Origin of the sequence: Cyanobium sp. WKJ7-Wakatipu, assembly GCF_024345355.1 — a bacterium.
GTDB lineage: Bacteria > Cyanobacteriota > Cyanobacteriia > PCC-6307 > Cyanobiaceae > Cyanobium_A > Cyanobium_A usitatum.
Map to the genome: position 1 here is coordinate 38,511 of NZ_JAGQAY010000015.1, position 15,247 is coordinate 53,757.

A 15,247-nucleotide genomic window follows, 5' to 3' on the forward strand; every position below is an offset into this window, starting at 1 on the left:
ATGCTCAGGCGCGGGCGCGCTTGAGCAGCAATTGCAGCTGTCCTACGGCGGCACGACCGATATGGAAGACGGCCCAGCTCGCGGCGAGCAGGATCGGAGCAACCACCAAAATCAGCCGACCGTCCATGGGAAGCCAAACGAGATTTAAGGATCTTACGGACTGAACCTCAGGATTCGCCTGTCTAGACCCGGATCTGTCGTCATCCGTTCGCCTGGGCATGGGCACCGGCGAGTTGGCGGTAGCGGCGGGCGTGCTCGCGCTGCTCGGCCCGGGCCTCAGCCGTGAGCTCTCGCTTCACCTGGGCCGGGGATCCCATCACCAGGACTCCAGCTGGTACGTCGCGAGTCACCACCGATCCGGCGGCCACCAGGGCCTCCTCTCCCACGGTGACGCCATTGAGCACGATGGCTCCGATGCCGATCAGGCAGCCGTCTTTAAGGGTGGCGCCATGCACCACAGCCCGATGGCCGATGGTCACATCGGCGCCGATGGTTACAGGCTGGTCGGGGTCGCCATGCAGCACTGCCCCGTCCTGCACATTGCTGCCCTCACCCACCACGATCGAAGAGACGTCGCCACGGGCGACCGCAGTGGGCCAGAGACTTGCTCCTGCCGCTAGCTGCACATCGCCGATTACTACGGCCGTTTCGGCCACCCAGGCCTCGGTGTGGATCTGGGGTTTGGGCCAGGGAAAGACGCTCATCCGCTGCGGCCAGCTGTTAGGCCATTCTCACGGTTGCCTGGGCCCCCTTGGAGGAGGTCGCCCCTGGGTGATACGTTTCATGAGTGCCCAAGGGCGCGGGTCGCTAGCTCAGCGGTAGAGCACTCGGCTTTTAACCGATTGGTCCTGAGTTCGAATCTCAGGCGACCCATATTTTGGAACGCCTTAGACTGCAAGGAATAAGCCCTGCGGCGCAAGCGTTTTCAAGGGTCAACAGAGCCTCTTCCCTCGGGCGAAATGAGTCCGGGAAGGGTCGCCGAAAACCCTAGTTGTGTCATTTCCTTGGGACAAGTCCCAAGGAATCTGCTCGTCTCACCTCGTGAGACTGGGTGGATCCGGGAGCCTGGTCGGTGGGAACACTCACAATAGAGATGCGTTCCCCATGGCCACCATTCAGAGCCCCATGCACCGCTGTAATGCGGTGCTGCGTGCCCTCGGCGCCCGCTACCGGCTGCGGGAGCACCGCCGCAGCCCTTGGATCACGGTGTATCAGCTGGGAGCGGGCGGAAGGACCCGCGAACACACCATTAAGGGCTACGCCGCCGCTGACCCCCAGGCGATCGAGAGTCTCCAGGACTTGCTGATTGAGGCCACCAGAAGCGGCAAACCCGTGGTCCTGCCCGACAGCCAGGCGGACCTGGAGGCGACCACCGCCAGTAACCCCAGCTGGCCGGAGATCTGCGCAGCTGTGGTGGCCTTCCAGCGCGGCCAGGGGGTGAACATGAATTTGGTGGGCCCGTTCAAGGGGAAGGGCTACTTCTGCCTGTTGCCTACGGACCGGCCGGCAACAGAAGAGGACGTGCGCCGCTTTGCACTGCATACGAGCGAGAGCCTCAAGGCCCGCCTGGACGAACCGACGGCTCTGTTGATGCCGATGGCCACCCATCGCCAGGGCTTTCGCCAGAAGCGGGAGGTGGTGTCGCTCCTGCGGCGCTCTGGCTATGGGGCGATTGCACCGGAAGCCCTGAGCGATGAGCTCAAGGGAATGGTTAACCGCAAGAAGCTGGCCCTGGTGGCGGCGGGTGAGTCAAGGCGGCGCATCCCCAGCACCGCGGCGATCCAGGAGTGGCTGGATCAGGTGATGGAGGAAGACCCGTTGTGGGGCTGGGTGTTCGCGATGGTGGCCACCTATGGCCTGAGGCCCCATGAGGTGTGGCACATCGCCGAACTACCCGACGGGCAGGGAATGATGAGCATCGGTGTAGCGGCTCGCCACATCAAGGTGACCAAGACCGGCTTTCGGGTGGCGCTGCCACTGCCGGCGGCATGGGTGGAGCGCTATCAGCTCTCTGGCGCCAATGGAGAGCACCGGCTGGAACAACTGCGGGCCCGGTATCAACCCAAATTCGTCAATGAGGACGGCCTGCCCTTTGATCCCGACCGCGATCTGGTCAAGCGCTGCGACAACAACGAACGGCTGGGGGCGGTGTGCTGCCACAAGTTGCGCAGCTCCGATGCCAAGGCGGAGTTTGAGCTCAAGAACAAGCTCTATGCCTGGGTGGAAACGGCACCGGCCCAGGGCAAGCGCAAGGCGCAGAAGCGCAAAGAACGTTGCGTGCCCTATGACCTGCGCCACGCCTATGCGATTCGCGCCCGGGAAACGACGGCTTGGAACTACGCGGATGTGGCGGCGGTGATGGGCCACAGCCCAGAGGTGCACCGCCGCACGTATTTGAGTGAAATCAGCGGTGAGCAGACCAAGGCGTCAGTGGCCAGACGGATGCTTGTTGGTTAGGGGCTGCTCAAGGGCATGGCCGCCTAGGGCTGCTTGAGTTTCCGAGCGTTCCAGTTGGGCGCGGATAGGGTGATGGCAGCGTTGTTGTGGCCATGGCGTATCGCATACGGCTGCTTGAGACAGAAGAAGGCTGGTCGGTGAGTTGCCTGGACCTGCCGGGCTGCCATTCCCAGGGCGATAGCCGCACGGATGCCCTGGCGAACATCCGGGAAGCAATTGAGCTCTGGCTCGAGGTGGAAGCAGAAGAAGGTGGGGTGAAAACGGTGGAGACCTTGGAGCTTGCGGTGTAATGCCGCGGCTGCCAGGCATCAGCCAAAAGGAGGCTGTCCGGGTCTTCGAGAGGCTCGGCTTTCGGGTGGTGCGTGAATCCGGTCATCTGATCATGAGCAACGGTGAACGCAGGCTCGTCATTCCCCGCCACGACCCCATCAATGCCATCACGATGGGCGCGATCGCCCGCGATGCGGGATTAACACCTCAAGAGTTCAGGGATTTGCTCTGAGCCCCAAGGCTGGGGAGGGGACTTAAGCCGGATACTTTTGAACCTCAAGCGGTAAGCCGCTACCCCGCAGGGTTTGGGTGCAGCGCTCCAGGTTCCAGAGCTGATTGGATTGCGGTGCATTGGGGTTTTTGCGGACCCAGTGCACGCCTTGACGGAGCACCCTGCGCTGCTGCCAGCGGCAAAGCGTCGAGCGGCTCACGGAAAGGGCATGGCAAAGCTCAACGGTGGTGAGCCAAGTGCAGCTCTTGTTGGCCATCAGTTGATCCGCCCGAGGGCGAGTTCACAGCGCTGCAGATGCCAGAGCAGGTGGGAGCGGCTTGAAAGTGGGTTTTTGGCGACGAGGTGGCGGCCGTCCTTGAGCAGCCCTGAGCGGCGAATCGCAAAGAGGGTCGTGCGGCTGATCGCCAGGTGTGTGCAGAGCTGGTCGGTGGTGAGCCAGAGGGTTGAGGTCATGGCAACAGCAAGAGCGGTTGCTATCTGGAATCAGACAGCCAAATAGGTTACTGATGCCAGTCCTGATCTAATCCTGATTTGGCTGCTGATCCAGGAGCTGATCGAGCCAGCGATCGATTGCCGCCTCGCTCCAGCCGTGCAACTGGTGCAGCTCCTGGCAGATCACGAGGAGCTGTTCGCCGTCAGCGTCGCCCAGCTGCCCCAGCTGGCTGGCTTGCCTTTGGAGGCGATGCCCCGCGCGCAGGAGTTCCAGCTCCTCGAGGAGCTCGGCTTGCTCGATGGCGGCGAGTTCGTGGTTCAGCCGCTCGCCATCGAGCTGTTGGAGCAGGTGCAGTGACCCATCGCTCAGCCAGAGCAGGACCTTTTGCACTGCATCAATCACAGCGGGTGTGGCCGTCAGGATCAGCCGATAGAGAAGGCGTTGGAGCACGGTTGAAGAGAGACCAACGGAGCCCCTTAGGGTTCCGCCCCAGGCCAGGGGGGCGTTTCACGTCCTCCCCCACGAGCGGTCCTTTGGCTTTCTTCTGCCTCCAAGACATCAAGCACTGCCTGCAATTCGTTGATCCCCTGCTCGGTGAGTTCGCGGACCACCTCCGCCCCTGGAGTGGCGCAGGCCAGCAAAAGGCCGGCGACCGCTGGGGGAAGCTCAGGGCCCAGGCGCTTGATCGCGACGGCCAATTGGCCAGCGGGGCAGCGCTCCGCCAGGGCCACGGCCCATTGCATCGCCGCCCCCGTCAATGGGGTTTGCAGTTGCAGGCATTGCAGGGGGCCACGGCACTCGGGGTTGTGCAGATAGAGGCGCAGGGCCCGTCGTTCGGCGCGCTCTAGCGGGCTGTCGGCAGGGCCAAGCTCTGGAGCTTCGGGGCGCAGCCCCAGGGCTTGCTGAATGCGATCGGCGGCCCGTTGGTGCAGCACCCCCGTAGGCAGCTGGGCCAGTAGGGCCTTGGCCTGGCGCTCCACCCGCTGCAACAGGGCCAAGCTTGTCGTTCCTGCGGCGGCTGTTGCCTCTTGGGGCTTTTGGAGGGGTGCCTCAAGCGGTGCCAGCAGTTGATCGAACCACCAGCTGAGCCAATGGCGACTGGCCTCCAGATGCCGGGCAAAGGCCTCGGCGCCAACTGTTTGGATCAGCCCATCGGGATCGCTGCCCGCCGGTAGGGGCACCACGGCCAGATCCAGTTCGCCGCGGCTGGCCTCAGGCAGGAGAGCTTGGATCAGGCGCAAGCTGGCGCCTCGGCCCGCCGCATCGCCGTCGTAGGCGAGCAGCAGTTGCTTGCAACCGCAGCGGCGCAAGAGGGCCAATTGCCCTGGCGAGCAGCTGGTGCCAAGGGTGGCCACGGCATTTGTAAAGCCGGCCTGGTGGAGGGCGATCACATCGAGGGGCCCTTCCACGAGCAGGGCCTGCTGGCTGGAGTGGATTGCCGATCGGGCCCTATCCAGGCCAAAGAGCAGCTGGGATTTTTGAAACAGGGCATCGCCAGAACTGTTGCGGTATTTGGGCTGTTGCTCCGCCAGGGCCCTGCCGCTAAAGCCCACGCAGCGGCCTTGGAGATCGCACAGCGGTAGTTGCAGGCGCTGCTCGGCCAGGCCCAGCTGCCAGTGGATGGCGGTGGCGGCTTGGATGCCGCGGCGGGCCAGGAACTGGGCAGCGGGGCCAGCGGTTTCAAGATCCCGGCGGAGGGCTTGGTGGAAGGCGCTGTGTTGTTGTTGGCGCCGGGCCCTTAGGCGCCGGCGATCTTCTGCGAGCTTGCTGGCAGCTTCTTTGCCTGCTTGCGATTGGGCCGCTGGGATCTCTTGGCTGACTGCAATCCCGTAGCGATGGGCCAGCTGCCGGATCGCTTCTGGAAACGTGAGCCCCTCTGTTTGCTGCAACCAGCCGATCGGATCGGCGCCTTTGGCGCAGACAAAGCAGTGGACCCGGTTGGTTTTGGGGCTGACCGTGAGGCTGGGGGAACGGTCGTCGTGCCAGGGGCAGCGGGCCAGAAATTCCCGGCCCGCCTTGCGCAACGCACCAGGCTCAAACAGATCGACAATCTGGGCCCGTCGGCGCACCTGCTCGATCAGGGTGTCGCTCAGCAACCCTTTGCTCAGCAACCCGTTGCTCAGTAACCCGTCGCTGGTGGGCCGAGCACCCCTGGGGCCAACGCCTGCAAGGCCCGATCTCATAGGGCTTCCACCCCCGGATAGAGCGACGAGCCGATAAAGACGCGCCGGGCTTCATCGGCCTCCAGGTAGCAATGGGCGCGATCGAGGCGAATCGCCGTTTTGCTGAGGTCGTCGCTTGCCAGCTGGCCGTGGCGAAATTTGCCGTGGTGCACCTCCAGCAACCCAGCCGCCGGCGCTGAGTAGCCATCGGTTTTGGGGCGATCAATCAGCCACACCGCCGAGGCGTAGCGCTCCAGCTCCGACGTTCCCGCCAGGTGCGACACATCGGGGCCGGTGGGGTTGTTGTAGGCGCCGCGGTTGAGCTGGGCCACCACAAACACATCCACCTCGCAGCGCCCAGCTAATGCCTTGATTTGCATGGCCCGGGCGGCGAGTTCAGCTGTGGTGTTGGGGCCAAAGCCGGGGCTTGAGCCCATGGCATGGAAGTGATCGAGAAACACCGCAGACAGCTGGGGGCAGGCGGCCTTGGCGTCTTCCACCACGGCTGCGAACTGCTCCACCGTGGCGCCGAACTGGGATTCGTAGAGCAGGGGCCCCATGGCATCTCCCGAGGGACTGCGGCCCTGGGCAAAGTCCGCTGACCAGCGCTGCAGGCGCTCCAGGTCGGCTCCGGCGATGGCGTTGCCCCGGCCCTCGAGGTCGTTGGCGCTGTACTGGGGGGTGTAGAGGCCATGGGCCCGGCGGCTGTAATGGGCCAGTAGGCGGGCACCGATGGCCCGGCGGCTGAGTTCGCAGGAGAAAAACAGCACCCCCGCTCCGCCCATGGCCAGGCCCATGGCGGCCGCAACCGCCACGGTGGTTTTGCCCACACCTGAGCGGGCAGCGATCACATAGGTGCCTTCGCCCTGGCCGGGGATGATGCCGCCGCGCATGTCGAGATCAAAGCTGGGAATCCCTGTGGAGATCGGTTGGGGCCGCTCTGAGAGGGGCACCTGGGCGAGGGCCAGGCTTTCTGCGGCCGCATCGGCGGCGGTGCCGCAGCTGCGGCGGCTGTGGAAGCGGCCTGAGGTGATCGAGACCGCCGCATTTAGGGCCGTGCGGCAGGCCTCCAATTCGCCATCAATGCAGATATCGCGCTGCTCGCGCGCCAACAGCCGGCGGAGTTCCGGGTAGAAGAGCTGGCGGGCTTTGGCGCTCTGGAACAGGGTGCAGGCAAGCTCGAAATCGTGGTTGCTGCTGCCATCGGCCCAGCGCAGGAGCTCGGCGATGGCGGTGTCCAGGGCCTGGAGGCTGCCCTGGAAGCGACCATCGATTGCCCGTTGTCTGAGGCTCTGGCGCAGGCTTTCTGCCTGGATGGCCTGGATGTCGCGCTCGGCGCGGAAGGTGGCATCAATTTCATCGGCCACCGCCCGGTGCTCGGCGCTCGTCCACAGCGACGCGGGCACCGCTTCGTTGAAGCGCAGGCCAATGCGCCGGCGAAACAGGCCCCACAACTCGCGGTTATCGCTTGGGCCAGCCAGGACGGCCGAGAGGATCGAGCGCTCGTGCTCGAGCAGCTCCGGCAGCGCCCCCTGGGCCGCGGGGTTGGTTTCGCCATGGCTTTCGTCATGGGTTTCGTCATGGCCAGCGCCGCTGGGGATCAGGCCGCTGGCGGTTTCAATCAAGGCGCCTGTGGCGATGGCGCGCTCGATCACGGCCGCATCAAAGCCGCCAGCGATGGCCGAACTGGCGATCGGTGTTGGTGCTTGTGGGGTCATGGTTCAGGCCTCGGCAAATTGCTGGGCCGCCGTGCCAGCGATGCCATGGCCGGCCGCTTCTAGTGCTTCTGCAAGCTGGCGTTTTTCTTTCAGCGAGAGCTTGAGGGCTGCCACCCCCTGGCCGCGCCAGTGGTGACCGTCCCAGGCGAGGAGCATCTGGGCGCGGCTGACCGTGGAGGAGCCCATGGGCGGCGAGTCGGCTGCCGCTCCCCAGGAGAAGACGTGCCAAAACTCCACCCCCAAGCCTGCGCAGGAGCGATCACAGGCAAGGAGCACCGCCAGGCATTCGGCCCCGCTGCGGCCCTGGGGGTAGGTGGTGCGCCAGAAGGCGGGCATGGCTGCCAGCGCCTGGGCCAGGCGCCCTAAAAAGCGATCGAGATCGCCGGCGTGGCGAATGGCGCGTTGCAGCTTGGGGAGCAGGGCCTGGCCCTTGGCTCTGTAGGCGGGCCAGCTGGTGGGTTTGTGGTGGTTGTAGTGCTCGGCGACGCGCTCAAGCAGCTCGGAGCCGCCGGGTTGGGCTGGTTGGTCGGTGGCGGCTGCAGAGTTGCTGGCGCCAGGGCCCTTGCTTGCACCGCTGCGGCTGAGGCTGGCGGGTTCGTGCAGCTGGATGTCGGTGCCGCGGCTGGTGCCCGCGTAGCTCAACCAGCCCATGGCTTGCAGGGCTTCCAGGTCGGCGCGCAGTTGGCGCGGCTGCAGGTGCCATTGGGCCGCCAGTTCGCTTAGGACCAGGCTGAGCTGGCCGCTGTCTGCGGAGCGCACCTGCAGGTGGCCGTAGAGCTGGGCGACCCGCAGGGCGCGGCTGGGGCCTGATCCGGAGGTGGCGCCCTGGAGGCTGAGGGCCTGTAGGGCCTGGTGGGTGCGGGCTATCGCCTCGCTACGCACCGCGAAAAATTGCATGGGGGCCAGGAGGTCATGCTCCTGTGCGATACCTGACAGGCTACGGGTGGCGTTGGAGCTTTCCTGCCTAGCGGCTTTGGGCCTTTGGTTTTTTTATGGTTTTTATATAGGGATGGCTGGGCCGCTGGGGCCTTAGAGCGGGGCAGCAGGGGCCCTGCCGCTGGGATTGGAGCGGCCCTAGCGGGGCTTAAGAAATTGTCTTATCACCGTGGAATTACGGATATGGTTTTGAACTGATTGGCTCTAGCCTGCTCGCTAGGAGATAGGTCCTAGAGGTTTCTGGTCATGACTGCAACCGCTGCCAAGGGCGCAACCACGCCAAAGGCTGTTGATCCCGCCCAGGGCTGGCCCGCCAGCTTTCCTGATGGGAGCTTGTTGCAGCTCCCTGGAGAAGCGCGCCGCGAGCAGGGCCGCAGCCATTTCACCGATGCGCTCGTGCAGTTGCTGCGCCATGTGAGCCATCCCCAGCTCAGTGAGCTGGCCGATTGGGCCTGCAATGAAACGGGCAACCTGCACACCTCCCAGATTTCCCACCTGCGCAACAGCAAGATGCGCATGCTTGGCATCAAGTGCGTCGATGCCCTCGGCCGGATCAACCAGGCGGCCTGGGCCTATCACCATCAGCCGGCCCTGATGAGCCAGCTGGGTACAGCGCCGTTGACCCCGCGGCTCGAGTCGATCCTCAAGGGCTATGCCCCCTTGCTGCACCCGGCCACCGATCAGCCCCTGGGGGCGGGGGAGTTTCTGGAGGTGTACCTGGGCTATCTGCAGCTACCGATCAGTCCGCCTTTGAGCCTGTCCAGCCGGCAGGCCGAACTGTTGGCTGAAAAGCTGGGCGGCTGGCTGGATCAGGCCTTCTCGGCTGATGGGATCAGCTTCCGGGAGGCGGGCCAGCGGCTGCGGAGCGCCTGGTGCGGCGAGAGCTTTGGAGTGGAGCGGCTGCTGCGCGTGGTGGCGGGGATGGAGGACTACAGCCCGCGCCAATTGGCGGATGACTGGGAGCGGATTGCGGCAAGCGTGGCCGCTGCCCTGGGCCGTTCGCTTGATCCTCAGCAACTGGCAGAAGAGCTGCTCGGTGAAGCCCTAGAGCCGGCGGAGAAGAAGGTTGTGCAGAAGAAGACAGCCCAGAAGAAGCCCACCGCCAAGGCCGTTGCTGCGAAAGCCCCTGCCGAGAAGAAGCCTCGGGCGGGTAGGGCTACGGCGCTCAAGCAGGGTTAATTCAGCGAACCCGAGCTAGTAGGGGCCACGTCCGTTGTGGTGGGTGTTGAGCTTGGCCTATTTCCTTAAGAGCTCCTCGAAAACATGAGTTTTGCAGCCCCAGGTCTTCAAAAAATTACCTGTCAGCATCATGGTAAAAGAGTGCCGGCCATGTTAGCGGCTGTTAGCTTTAGTGTTTTAATCTCCTTCTCACAAAGCCCGCTTTGGTGCCTGCCAGGAGATTGCAATGAAAACGAAAATTACTTCCAGGAAAGATTGATAAATGCTTTGATAATTTATTGCATTGATTTTTTATTAGATTTATGCTACTATGAAAAAGGTCTCTTTTTTTGCATGCGTTTTAGATTCGCCTCGGTTGCAATCAGCTTTGTTATAGCTTCTTTACAGGCCAATGCTGCATCATGTCCAAAAGATTACTTTAAGCGCTATCAAGATCAGCGAAATGGCAAAGTCGCTGAGTATTGGATTGTCACTGTGCCCAAAGATAGTGAGTCATCCTTAAGAAACGCAAATGTTTTGTCAACATATAATAGTATTTCTAAAGAGCGGGCACCAGATTTTAAGTGCACTTTCAGAAATCCTTATGAAGGTTTCACGGTTTATCACGAAGGTAGATGCTCAAATAGTGCGGGTTACGGTTGGGATCCTACGGAGCTTTATAGCCAAGGAAGTGGATATCAGATAGATAGTCAGGGTAGTTATTCAGTATCGCAATGCTCAAGCTCTTATGGTTGCGGCATATTTGTAGACAAGAGTGGTGCTAGATTTATAGTGGACGAGGATTTCAAAGCGCCACTCTACGACATGTCTTATTCTGATAAGTATTCTTTTGCGATGCTGAGAGATGGAACAGGTGACATGGTGATTGAAGCAATTGTATTAAGACCACTATTCGTAGCTGGAGACAAAAGGTATGTAACCATTAGCCGTGAAATAGAAAGTGGTTTTTACTGCACATATCAAGGTGGAGTATCTCCTAATATCTGAGTGCGGCAATACATTAACCCAATACTACAAGATTATTGAGTTATGTACTCTGTGCCAATGCATGTTCCGGAAACGCGCTTAATTGTTTGAATATTCTCAGTAACAGTATATGGTATTTGGATCTCTTTTGTCTCCTTTTCCATGACAATCCCATTAACTGATGGAGGCTGAACTATAACTGTTTTGTTTTTATATTTTTGACTTTCTACTTCCTGCACTTCACTCCATTCCTCATAAGCTGGCAAGCGAATATCATGAGCCGCTTTAATAGTCTGCTCAGGAAGGTTTAGCATAAAGTCGTGCTGGCGGATACAAAGTTGAGTCAGCGCCTCTTTGTCTGGATAAGCATCGCTTATGGCTGATAGATATCTGTAGATATTTGTTCCTTGAGTAGGGGATGTTTTGGATTGTTCCAGTAATTGGGTAGTATTTTTGCCCTTTTCACAGGCAGAACTTGAAAAGGCAAGAAGCATTGCCAGAATAGCCCGCTTAAGACTAGGAATGGAGAGAATCAAGGTGAATTCTTCTGGTTAAGTGCTTTCTGTCAATTTACTCATTGGGTTTTATCTCGTCAAGGCATTGACAAATCTGATCAAACTAAGCCCATGTAAGGCTAACCCCCCCGGTTTCAGGAAAGTTGTCACCCCTGTGATCAGTACATCCGGGGGCTTGAGGACATGACCAATGCGTCGTTACAGCGAGGCCGTTAAGGCTGATGTGAGGAGACGGATGCACCCGCCCCACAGGCAGAGCGTGGCCCGGATTTCAGAGGAGCTGGGCATTCACGTGATGACCCTCTACAAATGGAGGAAGGCCTGGCGGTTGCAGGGAGAGGTGGTGCCGGCATCCGAGAAGGAACCAGAGGGCTGGAACGCCGCCGACAAGTTCACGGTGGTGCTGGAGAGCTCCGGGTTCAACGCCACCGAGCTCAGTGCCTACTGCCGCGAGCGGGGCCTGTTCCCTGAGCAGGTGAGCCGTTGGCGGCAGGCGGCCCAGGATGCCAACGCCAAGCCGGTGCTGACGATGGCCGAACAGAAGGAGCTCGAGAAGCTCCGCGCTCAGGACCAGCGGGAGATCAAGGCCCTCAAAAAGGAGTTGCAGCGCAAGGAGAAGGCCATGGCGGAGATGGCGGCTTTGCTGGTGCTGCAAAAAAAGTGGGATGCCTTCTGTTCGGAGGACGCGGAAGGCTGACCAGTGCCTTGCACCGGCGGAAGGTGATCGAGCTGATTGGCGAGGCCAATGCTGCGGGCGCTGGCCTGGTGAGGGCCTGCGGTGTGATCGGCATTTGCCTGCGCACCCTCAAACGCTGGCGGAAGGACTTCCTGGGTGATGGGGACGGCAAGGACCGCCGTAAAGGCAGCGCCCGCCTGGTGGGTCACCGCCTGAGCGAGGAAGAGCGCCAACGAATCTTGCTGACTTGCAACCAGCCGCAATACGCCTCGCTGCCGCCGGGACAGATCGTGCCGGCACTAGCCGATCAGAAGCTCTTTATTGGCTCAGAGAGCAGCTTCTATCGGGTGTTGCACCAGGCGGGTCAGTGCCACCGTCGGGGGAGGGCCAGACTGCCTCAGGAACCGCGCTCGGTGCCGCGCCTCAGGGCGGATGGCCCAAACCAGGTGTGGAGCTGGGACATCAGCTTCCTGCCGACCACGGTGCGGGGTGTGTGGCTCTACCTCTATTTGGTGGTCGACGTCTGGAGCCGCAAAGTGGTGGCCTGGGATGTGGCCGAGGTTGAGTCGGCTCAGATCGCAGCGGATCTGGTGCAGCGTGCCTGCCTCAAGGAGCGCTACCACCGCCCCAGAGGCTTTGGCAGCCGCCAGTGCCACCAGCCGCCACTCATCCTCCATGCCGACAACGGCAATGCCATGCGTGGGGCCACGCTGGAATCAAGGCTGGAGGAGATGGGCGTGCTCAGATCCTTTTCCAGGCCGAGGGTCTCGAACGACAACCCGTACTCGGAATCCCTGTTCCGGACAGTCAAATACCGGCCCGACTACCCCAGCAGGCCCTTTGCCTGCAAGGACGAGGCCTGCGAATGGGTAGCTGCATTTGTGGATTGGTACAACCACCGGCACCGCCACAGCGGCATCAAGTTCGTGACGCCACATCAGCGCCACAGCGGAGCAGCCAAGGCAATTTGCCAGCAGCGAGCCGATGTCTGCGAGGCCGCACGCCGTGCAAATCCAACTCGCTGGAGCCGGAGCACCCGCTGCTGGCGCCAACCCGAAGAAGTGTGGATTAACAAGCCACCGGAAGAGAACGAACTGGCCCTGGAGTTAACGTTGATGCAGGCCGCCTGAGTGGCAGCCCAGGAGTGACATCTTTCCTGAAAGTCACCGACCCATGCTGCCCATAGTTTATAAGAGGCCGTTGGCGGATGGATGCAGCGGATTAGAAAATATGCCGAAGAATGCCATCAATAAGGTTACTTGGTAGGTATGCAAGAAGTTGCATTCTTATTTATAGTTGCTGTAGTCTGCTGTCTTTCTTTACCATAAAAGCAACCTTTGCCAAAAATTCACCATTACTGAGTTTGTAGCAGTTGTTTGACCCACCGACCGATATTTGTCATTTGTCTTCCTCCCTCCTTCTGGCAGCTTCTCTTCCCCTCCAAAGTCCTCCAGTTTCCTACAAAAGTCACCAATATCCTGCCCCCTTTCGAACCCTATCCATCACCCAAACCCATCCAGCATCTACCCAAAACCTTTAACTCTACGCCTTTCCTCTCGATCAGTCCAGCCAAAAACCGCCTACTTGTCTCTAGGATATAAGTTACTTAGTAAAGTTGCAGAAAACTGATTGCACTTTTATTCAGTCATAAATCCCTTTGTTGTATTGCCGTACTTTGAGTTTGTGCATATTGCTTTGTTAATACCATCTTGCTTGGCAAAGGTCAATCCGCCAGTCCCAAGAAAGACGTAATAACCTCTACTTTCTATTTTGTTGTAATTACCATTTGCAATCCCTGTAGCTTGTTCCGTAACCCCTCCCACCGTCAGCGTGAATCCTGCTGTGGTTGTGTTCTCGTATGTCTGTGCTGGCGATATTTGCTTGATAGCAACGCTTCCATTTATACAAGAAATTCTGCTCGGTAATCTAAATTCATTTGCATTTGCTGCATGCGATTGCATTAATATTATGAATATTCCCGTGAACGCTCGTGCTGAAAATTTGTGCATGGAAGCAGTTCTCGTATGGTTTAGGCTGTCTTATTTTACTGAATTTAATCAGAAAGAGCAATGATTTTTACTTATTTCAACCAGCTATACTTAAAATCATTCCGCTCTCCAGGCAACCCCTCCCTTCTCCTTCTTGTGCCCTCTCCTCTCTCGGGTAAGAAGTCACTTTTCAGTGCATGGCTGCCTATGAGTGTGATCAGGATGTGATTGGTGCAGTTACATCGTTTTTGTGCGAACCAGGCATCAAGTTTGCATTAGATCTTTTTGGAAAACTAACAAACCAGAGAGATCCAGAAAACTCGGACTGCCGATTAAGGGCTGATGCTTATATCAATATCAACAATTTATTACAGGCTTGGAAATGTTATAAGGAGATCTTGATTAAGTGGACTTGTCGGGCTTTTCTTAAGGACCAGTCTAGGGTGAGTACCAATATTTTATGCAGTTTGATCTTGGATCGCCTTGGTTGCAAACTTTCTCAGCTGAGCGAAATGGGATGACTTCAGTTATACATACCTTGTTCATTTCAATCATTGATGCTTTCGTGCCTTGCATAATGCCGAAATACCCAAGGCATTCAGAGTATGATGACCCTTGTTTCGCATGCCATTCGCAGTATTTAAGAACGTTTACTGCTGCCTTTTTAGCACTTGAATAGTATTGCGCTTGATATTGCTCATGACATGGAGAGGCAAAGACCACTCCACTCCAGCTAGTGGTCACGATACTCACAATTGAAGACATTAGATTCAGAGAATGACGCGGCATTGCTTGCAGGTTGCGCTATCAACTCTAACTTTAGCTGATGGGGTTTAGATCATCTCAGAATTACCCTATTTTTTTGGCATTCGTGGTATCCTATGAATTATAATCTATCCGCACCAGATTAGGCAACCGACTCTCCAGGGTTCTTCTATGCATTCAGTTTGATCGATTTTCACATTAGTTGTTGCAGATTCAGGGATTCGCCGGCAGCAGACTGTCTGAATTGCCTTTTTCGCTATTTCTCTTCCAGGAGTTCCTTCGAACTGATGAGTATAATTGTCAGAAATCAAGGAATATTTCACTCCAGTTGAATATGCCGTAACCACTACCCTTTGATCTACTTTCTATAGGGTTTCTCCAAGTCTTGTTGATTAGGCATGTTCCTCTGCTGCTAATACACTACATTCAGGCGAACTAGGTTTGATCTGGATAACAATTAAATTCCCCACTGGAGTTGCTGAGACTCACATTCCTGCACTGGGCGATCTTAACAAGGCGTTGGCTGGATCCACCATGATGAAATCCATTGGATCATCTAAGTATGGATGGTTGGATGCTTAGTTGATCTGATTATTTGACGATAGAAACATGGCTTTGCACGTTTAATGATGGATCCTCTATTTGCGACATTTAGCACTTGAGAGAGAGCGGTGAGTATATGTTGAAGACGTGTTCTGACCTGTATGCTTTATTTGTATAACACCACTCGCTATCACTATGTACTTTCCACCATAGATCCACTCCTTCCCAGACTGCCTCCACAGGATTGGAGGAGCCCAGTTATTTATGGCTCCCGCCTGGACCCAGGGCTGATTCAAAGTCTGGCACAGGCGAGCTTGCCTGGGCTGCCAGCATGAGTTGAGGTCGGCGGAATTGCCTCCTCCCTGTGCCCGAAAGCCATTCAGCCGCAACAGATCTCGATCTTATCG

General features: G+C 58.5%; 17 protein-coding genes and 1 tRNA gene. 8 read left to right on the forward strand and 10 right to left on the reverse strand.

Annotated features, from left to right (window positions below; translation table 11 throughout):
• Nucleotides 1-4: 4 nt before the first annotated feature.
• Both KBY83_RS09845 and KBY83_RS09850 read right to left on the reverse strand, forming a co-directional pair.
• Complete coding sequence (locus KBY83_RS09845) at nt 5-127, reverse strand: photosystem II protein Y (protein WP_106632785.1); 123 nt, start codon at nt 125-127, stop codon at nt 5-7.
• A 73-nt stretch (nt 128-200) separates the two neighbouring features.
• Nucleotides 201-704, reverse strand: coding sequence for a gamma carbonic anhydrase family protein (locus KBY83_RS09850; RefSeq protein WP_255019356.1), 504 nt, complete (start codon nt 702-704; stop codon nt 201-203).
• A gap of 97 nt (nt 705-801) precedes the next feature.
• Between KBY83_RS09850 and KBY83_RS09855 the strand changes: the two genes are divergently transcribed.
• The 4 genes from KBY83_RS09855 (at nt 802) to KBY83_RS09870 (ending at nt 2,959) form a co-directional block, all read left to right on the forward strand.
• Nucleotides 802-873, forward strand: a tRNA-Lys gene (locus KBY83_RS09855).
• 231 nt (nt 874-1,104) lie between these two features.
• Nucleotides 1,105-2,457: a hypothetical protein gene (locus KBY83_RS09860; protein WP_255019358.1), complete on the forward strand. Its 1,353-nt coding sequence runs from the start codon at nt 1,105-1,107 to the stop codon at nt 2,455-2,457.
• A gap of 92 nt (nt 2,458-2,549) precedes the next feature.
• Nucleotides 2,550-2,747, forward strand: coding sequence for a type II toxin-antitoxin system HicB family antitoxin (locus KBY83_RS09865; protein ID WP_255019359.1), 198 nt, complete (start codon nt 2,550-2,552; stop codon nt 2,745-2,747).
• Nucleotides 2,747-2,959, forward strand: coding sequence for a type II toxin-antitoxin system HicA family toxin (locus KBY83_RS09870; RefSeq protein ID WP_255019361.1), 213 nt, complete (start codon nt 2,747-2,749; stop codon nt 2,957-2,959). The genes KBY83_RS09865 and KBY83_RS09870 overlap by 1 nt, the downstream gene beginning before the upstream one ends.
• Nucleotides 2,960-2,981: 22 nt before the next feature.
• On the opposite strand, the gene KBY83_RS09875 is transcribed toward KBY83_RS09870, so the two are convergent.
• The 6 genes from KBY83_RS09875 to KBY83_RS09900 all read right to left on the reverse strand — a co-directional run bounded on the left by KBY83_RS09875 (nt 2,982) and on the right by KBY83_RS09900 (nt 8,169).
• Entirely contained in the window at nt 2,982-3,215 is a 234-nt protein-coding gene (locus KBY83_RS09875) for a hypothetical protein (protein ID WP_255019363.1), read from the reverse strand.
• A complete protein-coding gene (locus KBY83_RS09880) occupies nt 3,215-3,412 on the reverse strand; it encodes a hypothetical protein (RefSeq protein WP_255019365.1) in 198 nt (65 codons plus the stop codon). The genes KBY83_RS09875 and KBY83_RS09880 overlap by 1 nt, the downstream gene beginning before the upstream one ends.
• Before the next feature lie 67 nt (nt 3,413-3,479).
• Nucleotides 3,480-3,842, reverse strand: a complete 363-nt coding sequence (locus tag KBY83_RS09885; RefSeq protein WP_255019367.1) for a hypothetical protein — start codon at nt 3,840-3,842, stop codon at nt 3,480-3,482.
• Nucleotides 3,843-3,868: 26 nt separating this feature from the next.
• Nucleotides 3,869-5,575 carry a DNA primase gene (locus tag KBY83_RS09890; RefSeq protein ID WP_255019368.1) on the reverse strand — a complete coding sequence of 569 codons (1,707 nt, stop codon included), beginning with the start codon at nt 5,573-5,575 and terminating at the stop codon, nt 3,869-3,871.
• Nucleotides 5,572-7,272 carry a DnaB-like helicase C-terminal domain-containing protein gene (locus tag KBY83_RS09895; protein WP_255019370.1) on the reverse strand — a complete coding sequence of 567 codons (1,701 nt, stop codon included), beginning with the start codon at nt 7,270-7,272 and terminating at the stop codon, nt 5,572-5,574. The genes KBY83_RS09890 and KBY83_RS09895 overlap by 4 nt, the downstream gene beginning before the upstream one ends.
• 3 nt (nt 7,273-7,275) lie before the next feature.
• The gene (locus KBY83_RS09900) at nt 7,276-8,169 is read right to left on the reverse strand and encodes a hypothetical protein (RefSeq protein WP_255019372.1); all 894 of its coding nucleotides are present in this window, start codon (nt 8,167-8,169) and stop codon (nt 7,276-7,278) included.
• Nucleotides 8,170-8,454: 285 nt separating this feature from the next.
• Here KBY83_RS09900 and KBY83_RS09905 point away from each other — a divergent pair, with 285 nt between their 5' ends.
• Together KBY83_RS09905 and KBY83_RS09910 are read left to right on the forward strand one after the other, a co-directional pair.
• Nucleotides 8,455-9,387 carry a hypothetical protein gene (locus KBY83_RS09905; RefSeq protein ID WP_255019374.1) on the forward strand — a complete coding sequence of 311 codons (933 nt, stop codon included), beginning with the start codon at nt 8,455-8,457 and terminating at the stop codon, nt 9,385-9,387.
• A gap of 84 nt (nt 9,388-9,471) precedes the next feature.
• Nucleotides 9,472-10,374 carry a hypothetical protein gene (locus KBY83_RS09910; RefSeq protein ID WP_255019376.1) on the forward strand — a complete coding sequence of 301 codons (903 nt, stop codon included), beginning with the start codon at nt 9,472-9,474 and terminating at the stop codon, nt 10,372-10,374.
• A 32-nt stretch (nt 10,375-10,406) separates the two neighbouring features.
• Here the strand turns inward: KBY83_RS09910 and KBY83_RS09915 are convergent, their stop codons facing one another.
• The gene (locus KBY83_RS09915) at nt 10,407-10,889 is read right to left on the reverse strand and encodes a hypothetical protein (protein WP_255019378.1); all 483 of its coding nucleotides are present in this window, start codon (nt 10,887-10,889) and stop codon (nt 10,407-10,409) included.
• Nucleotides 10,890-11,058: 169 nt separating this feature from the next.
• Between KBY83_RS09915 and KBY83_RS09920 the strand changes: the two genes are divergently transcribed.
• Nucleotides 11,059-11,565, forward strand: a complete 507-nt coding sequence (locus KBY83_RS09920) for a transposase (RefSeq protein ID WP_255019380.1) — start codon at nt 11,059-11,061, stop codon at nt 11,563-11,565.
• Nucleotides 11,566-11,573: 8 nt separating this feature from the next.
• Nucleotides 11,574-12,674 (forward strand): IS3 family transposase, encoded by a 1,101-nt coding sequence (locus KBY83_RS09925; RefSeq protein ID WP_255019382.1) that lies wholly within the window; start codon nt 11,574-11,576, stop codon nt 12,672-12,674.
• A gap of 507 nt (nt 12,675-13,181) precedes the next feature.
• On the opposite strand, the gene KBY83_RS09930 is transcribed toward KBY83_RS09925, so the two are convergent.
• On the reverse strand, nt 13,182-13,553 hold the full coding sequence (locus KBY83_RS09930; protein WP_255019383.1) for a hypothetical protein: 372 nt from the start codon (nt 13,551-13,553) through the stop codon (nt 13,182-13,184).
• Nucleotides 13,554-15,247: the final 1,694 nt, after the last annotated feature.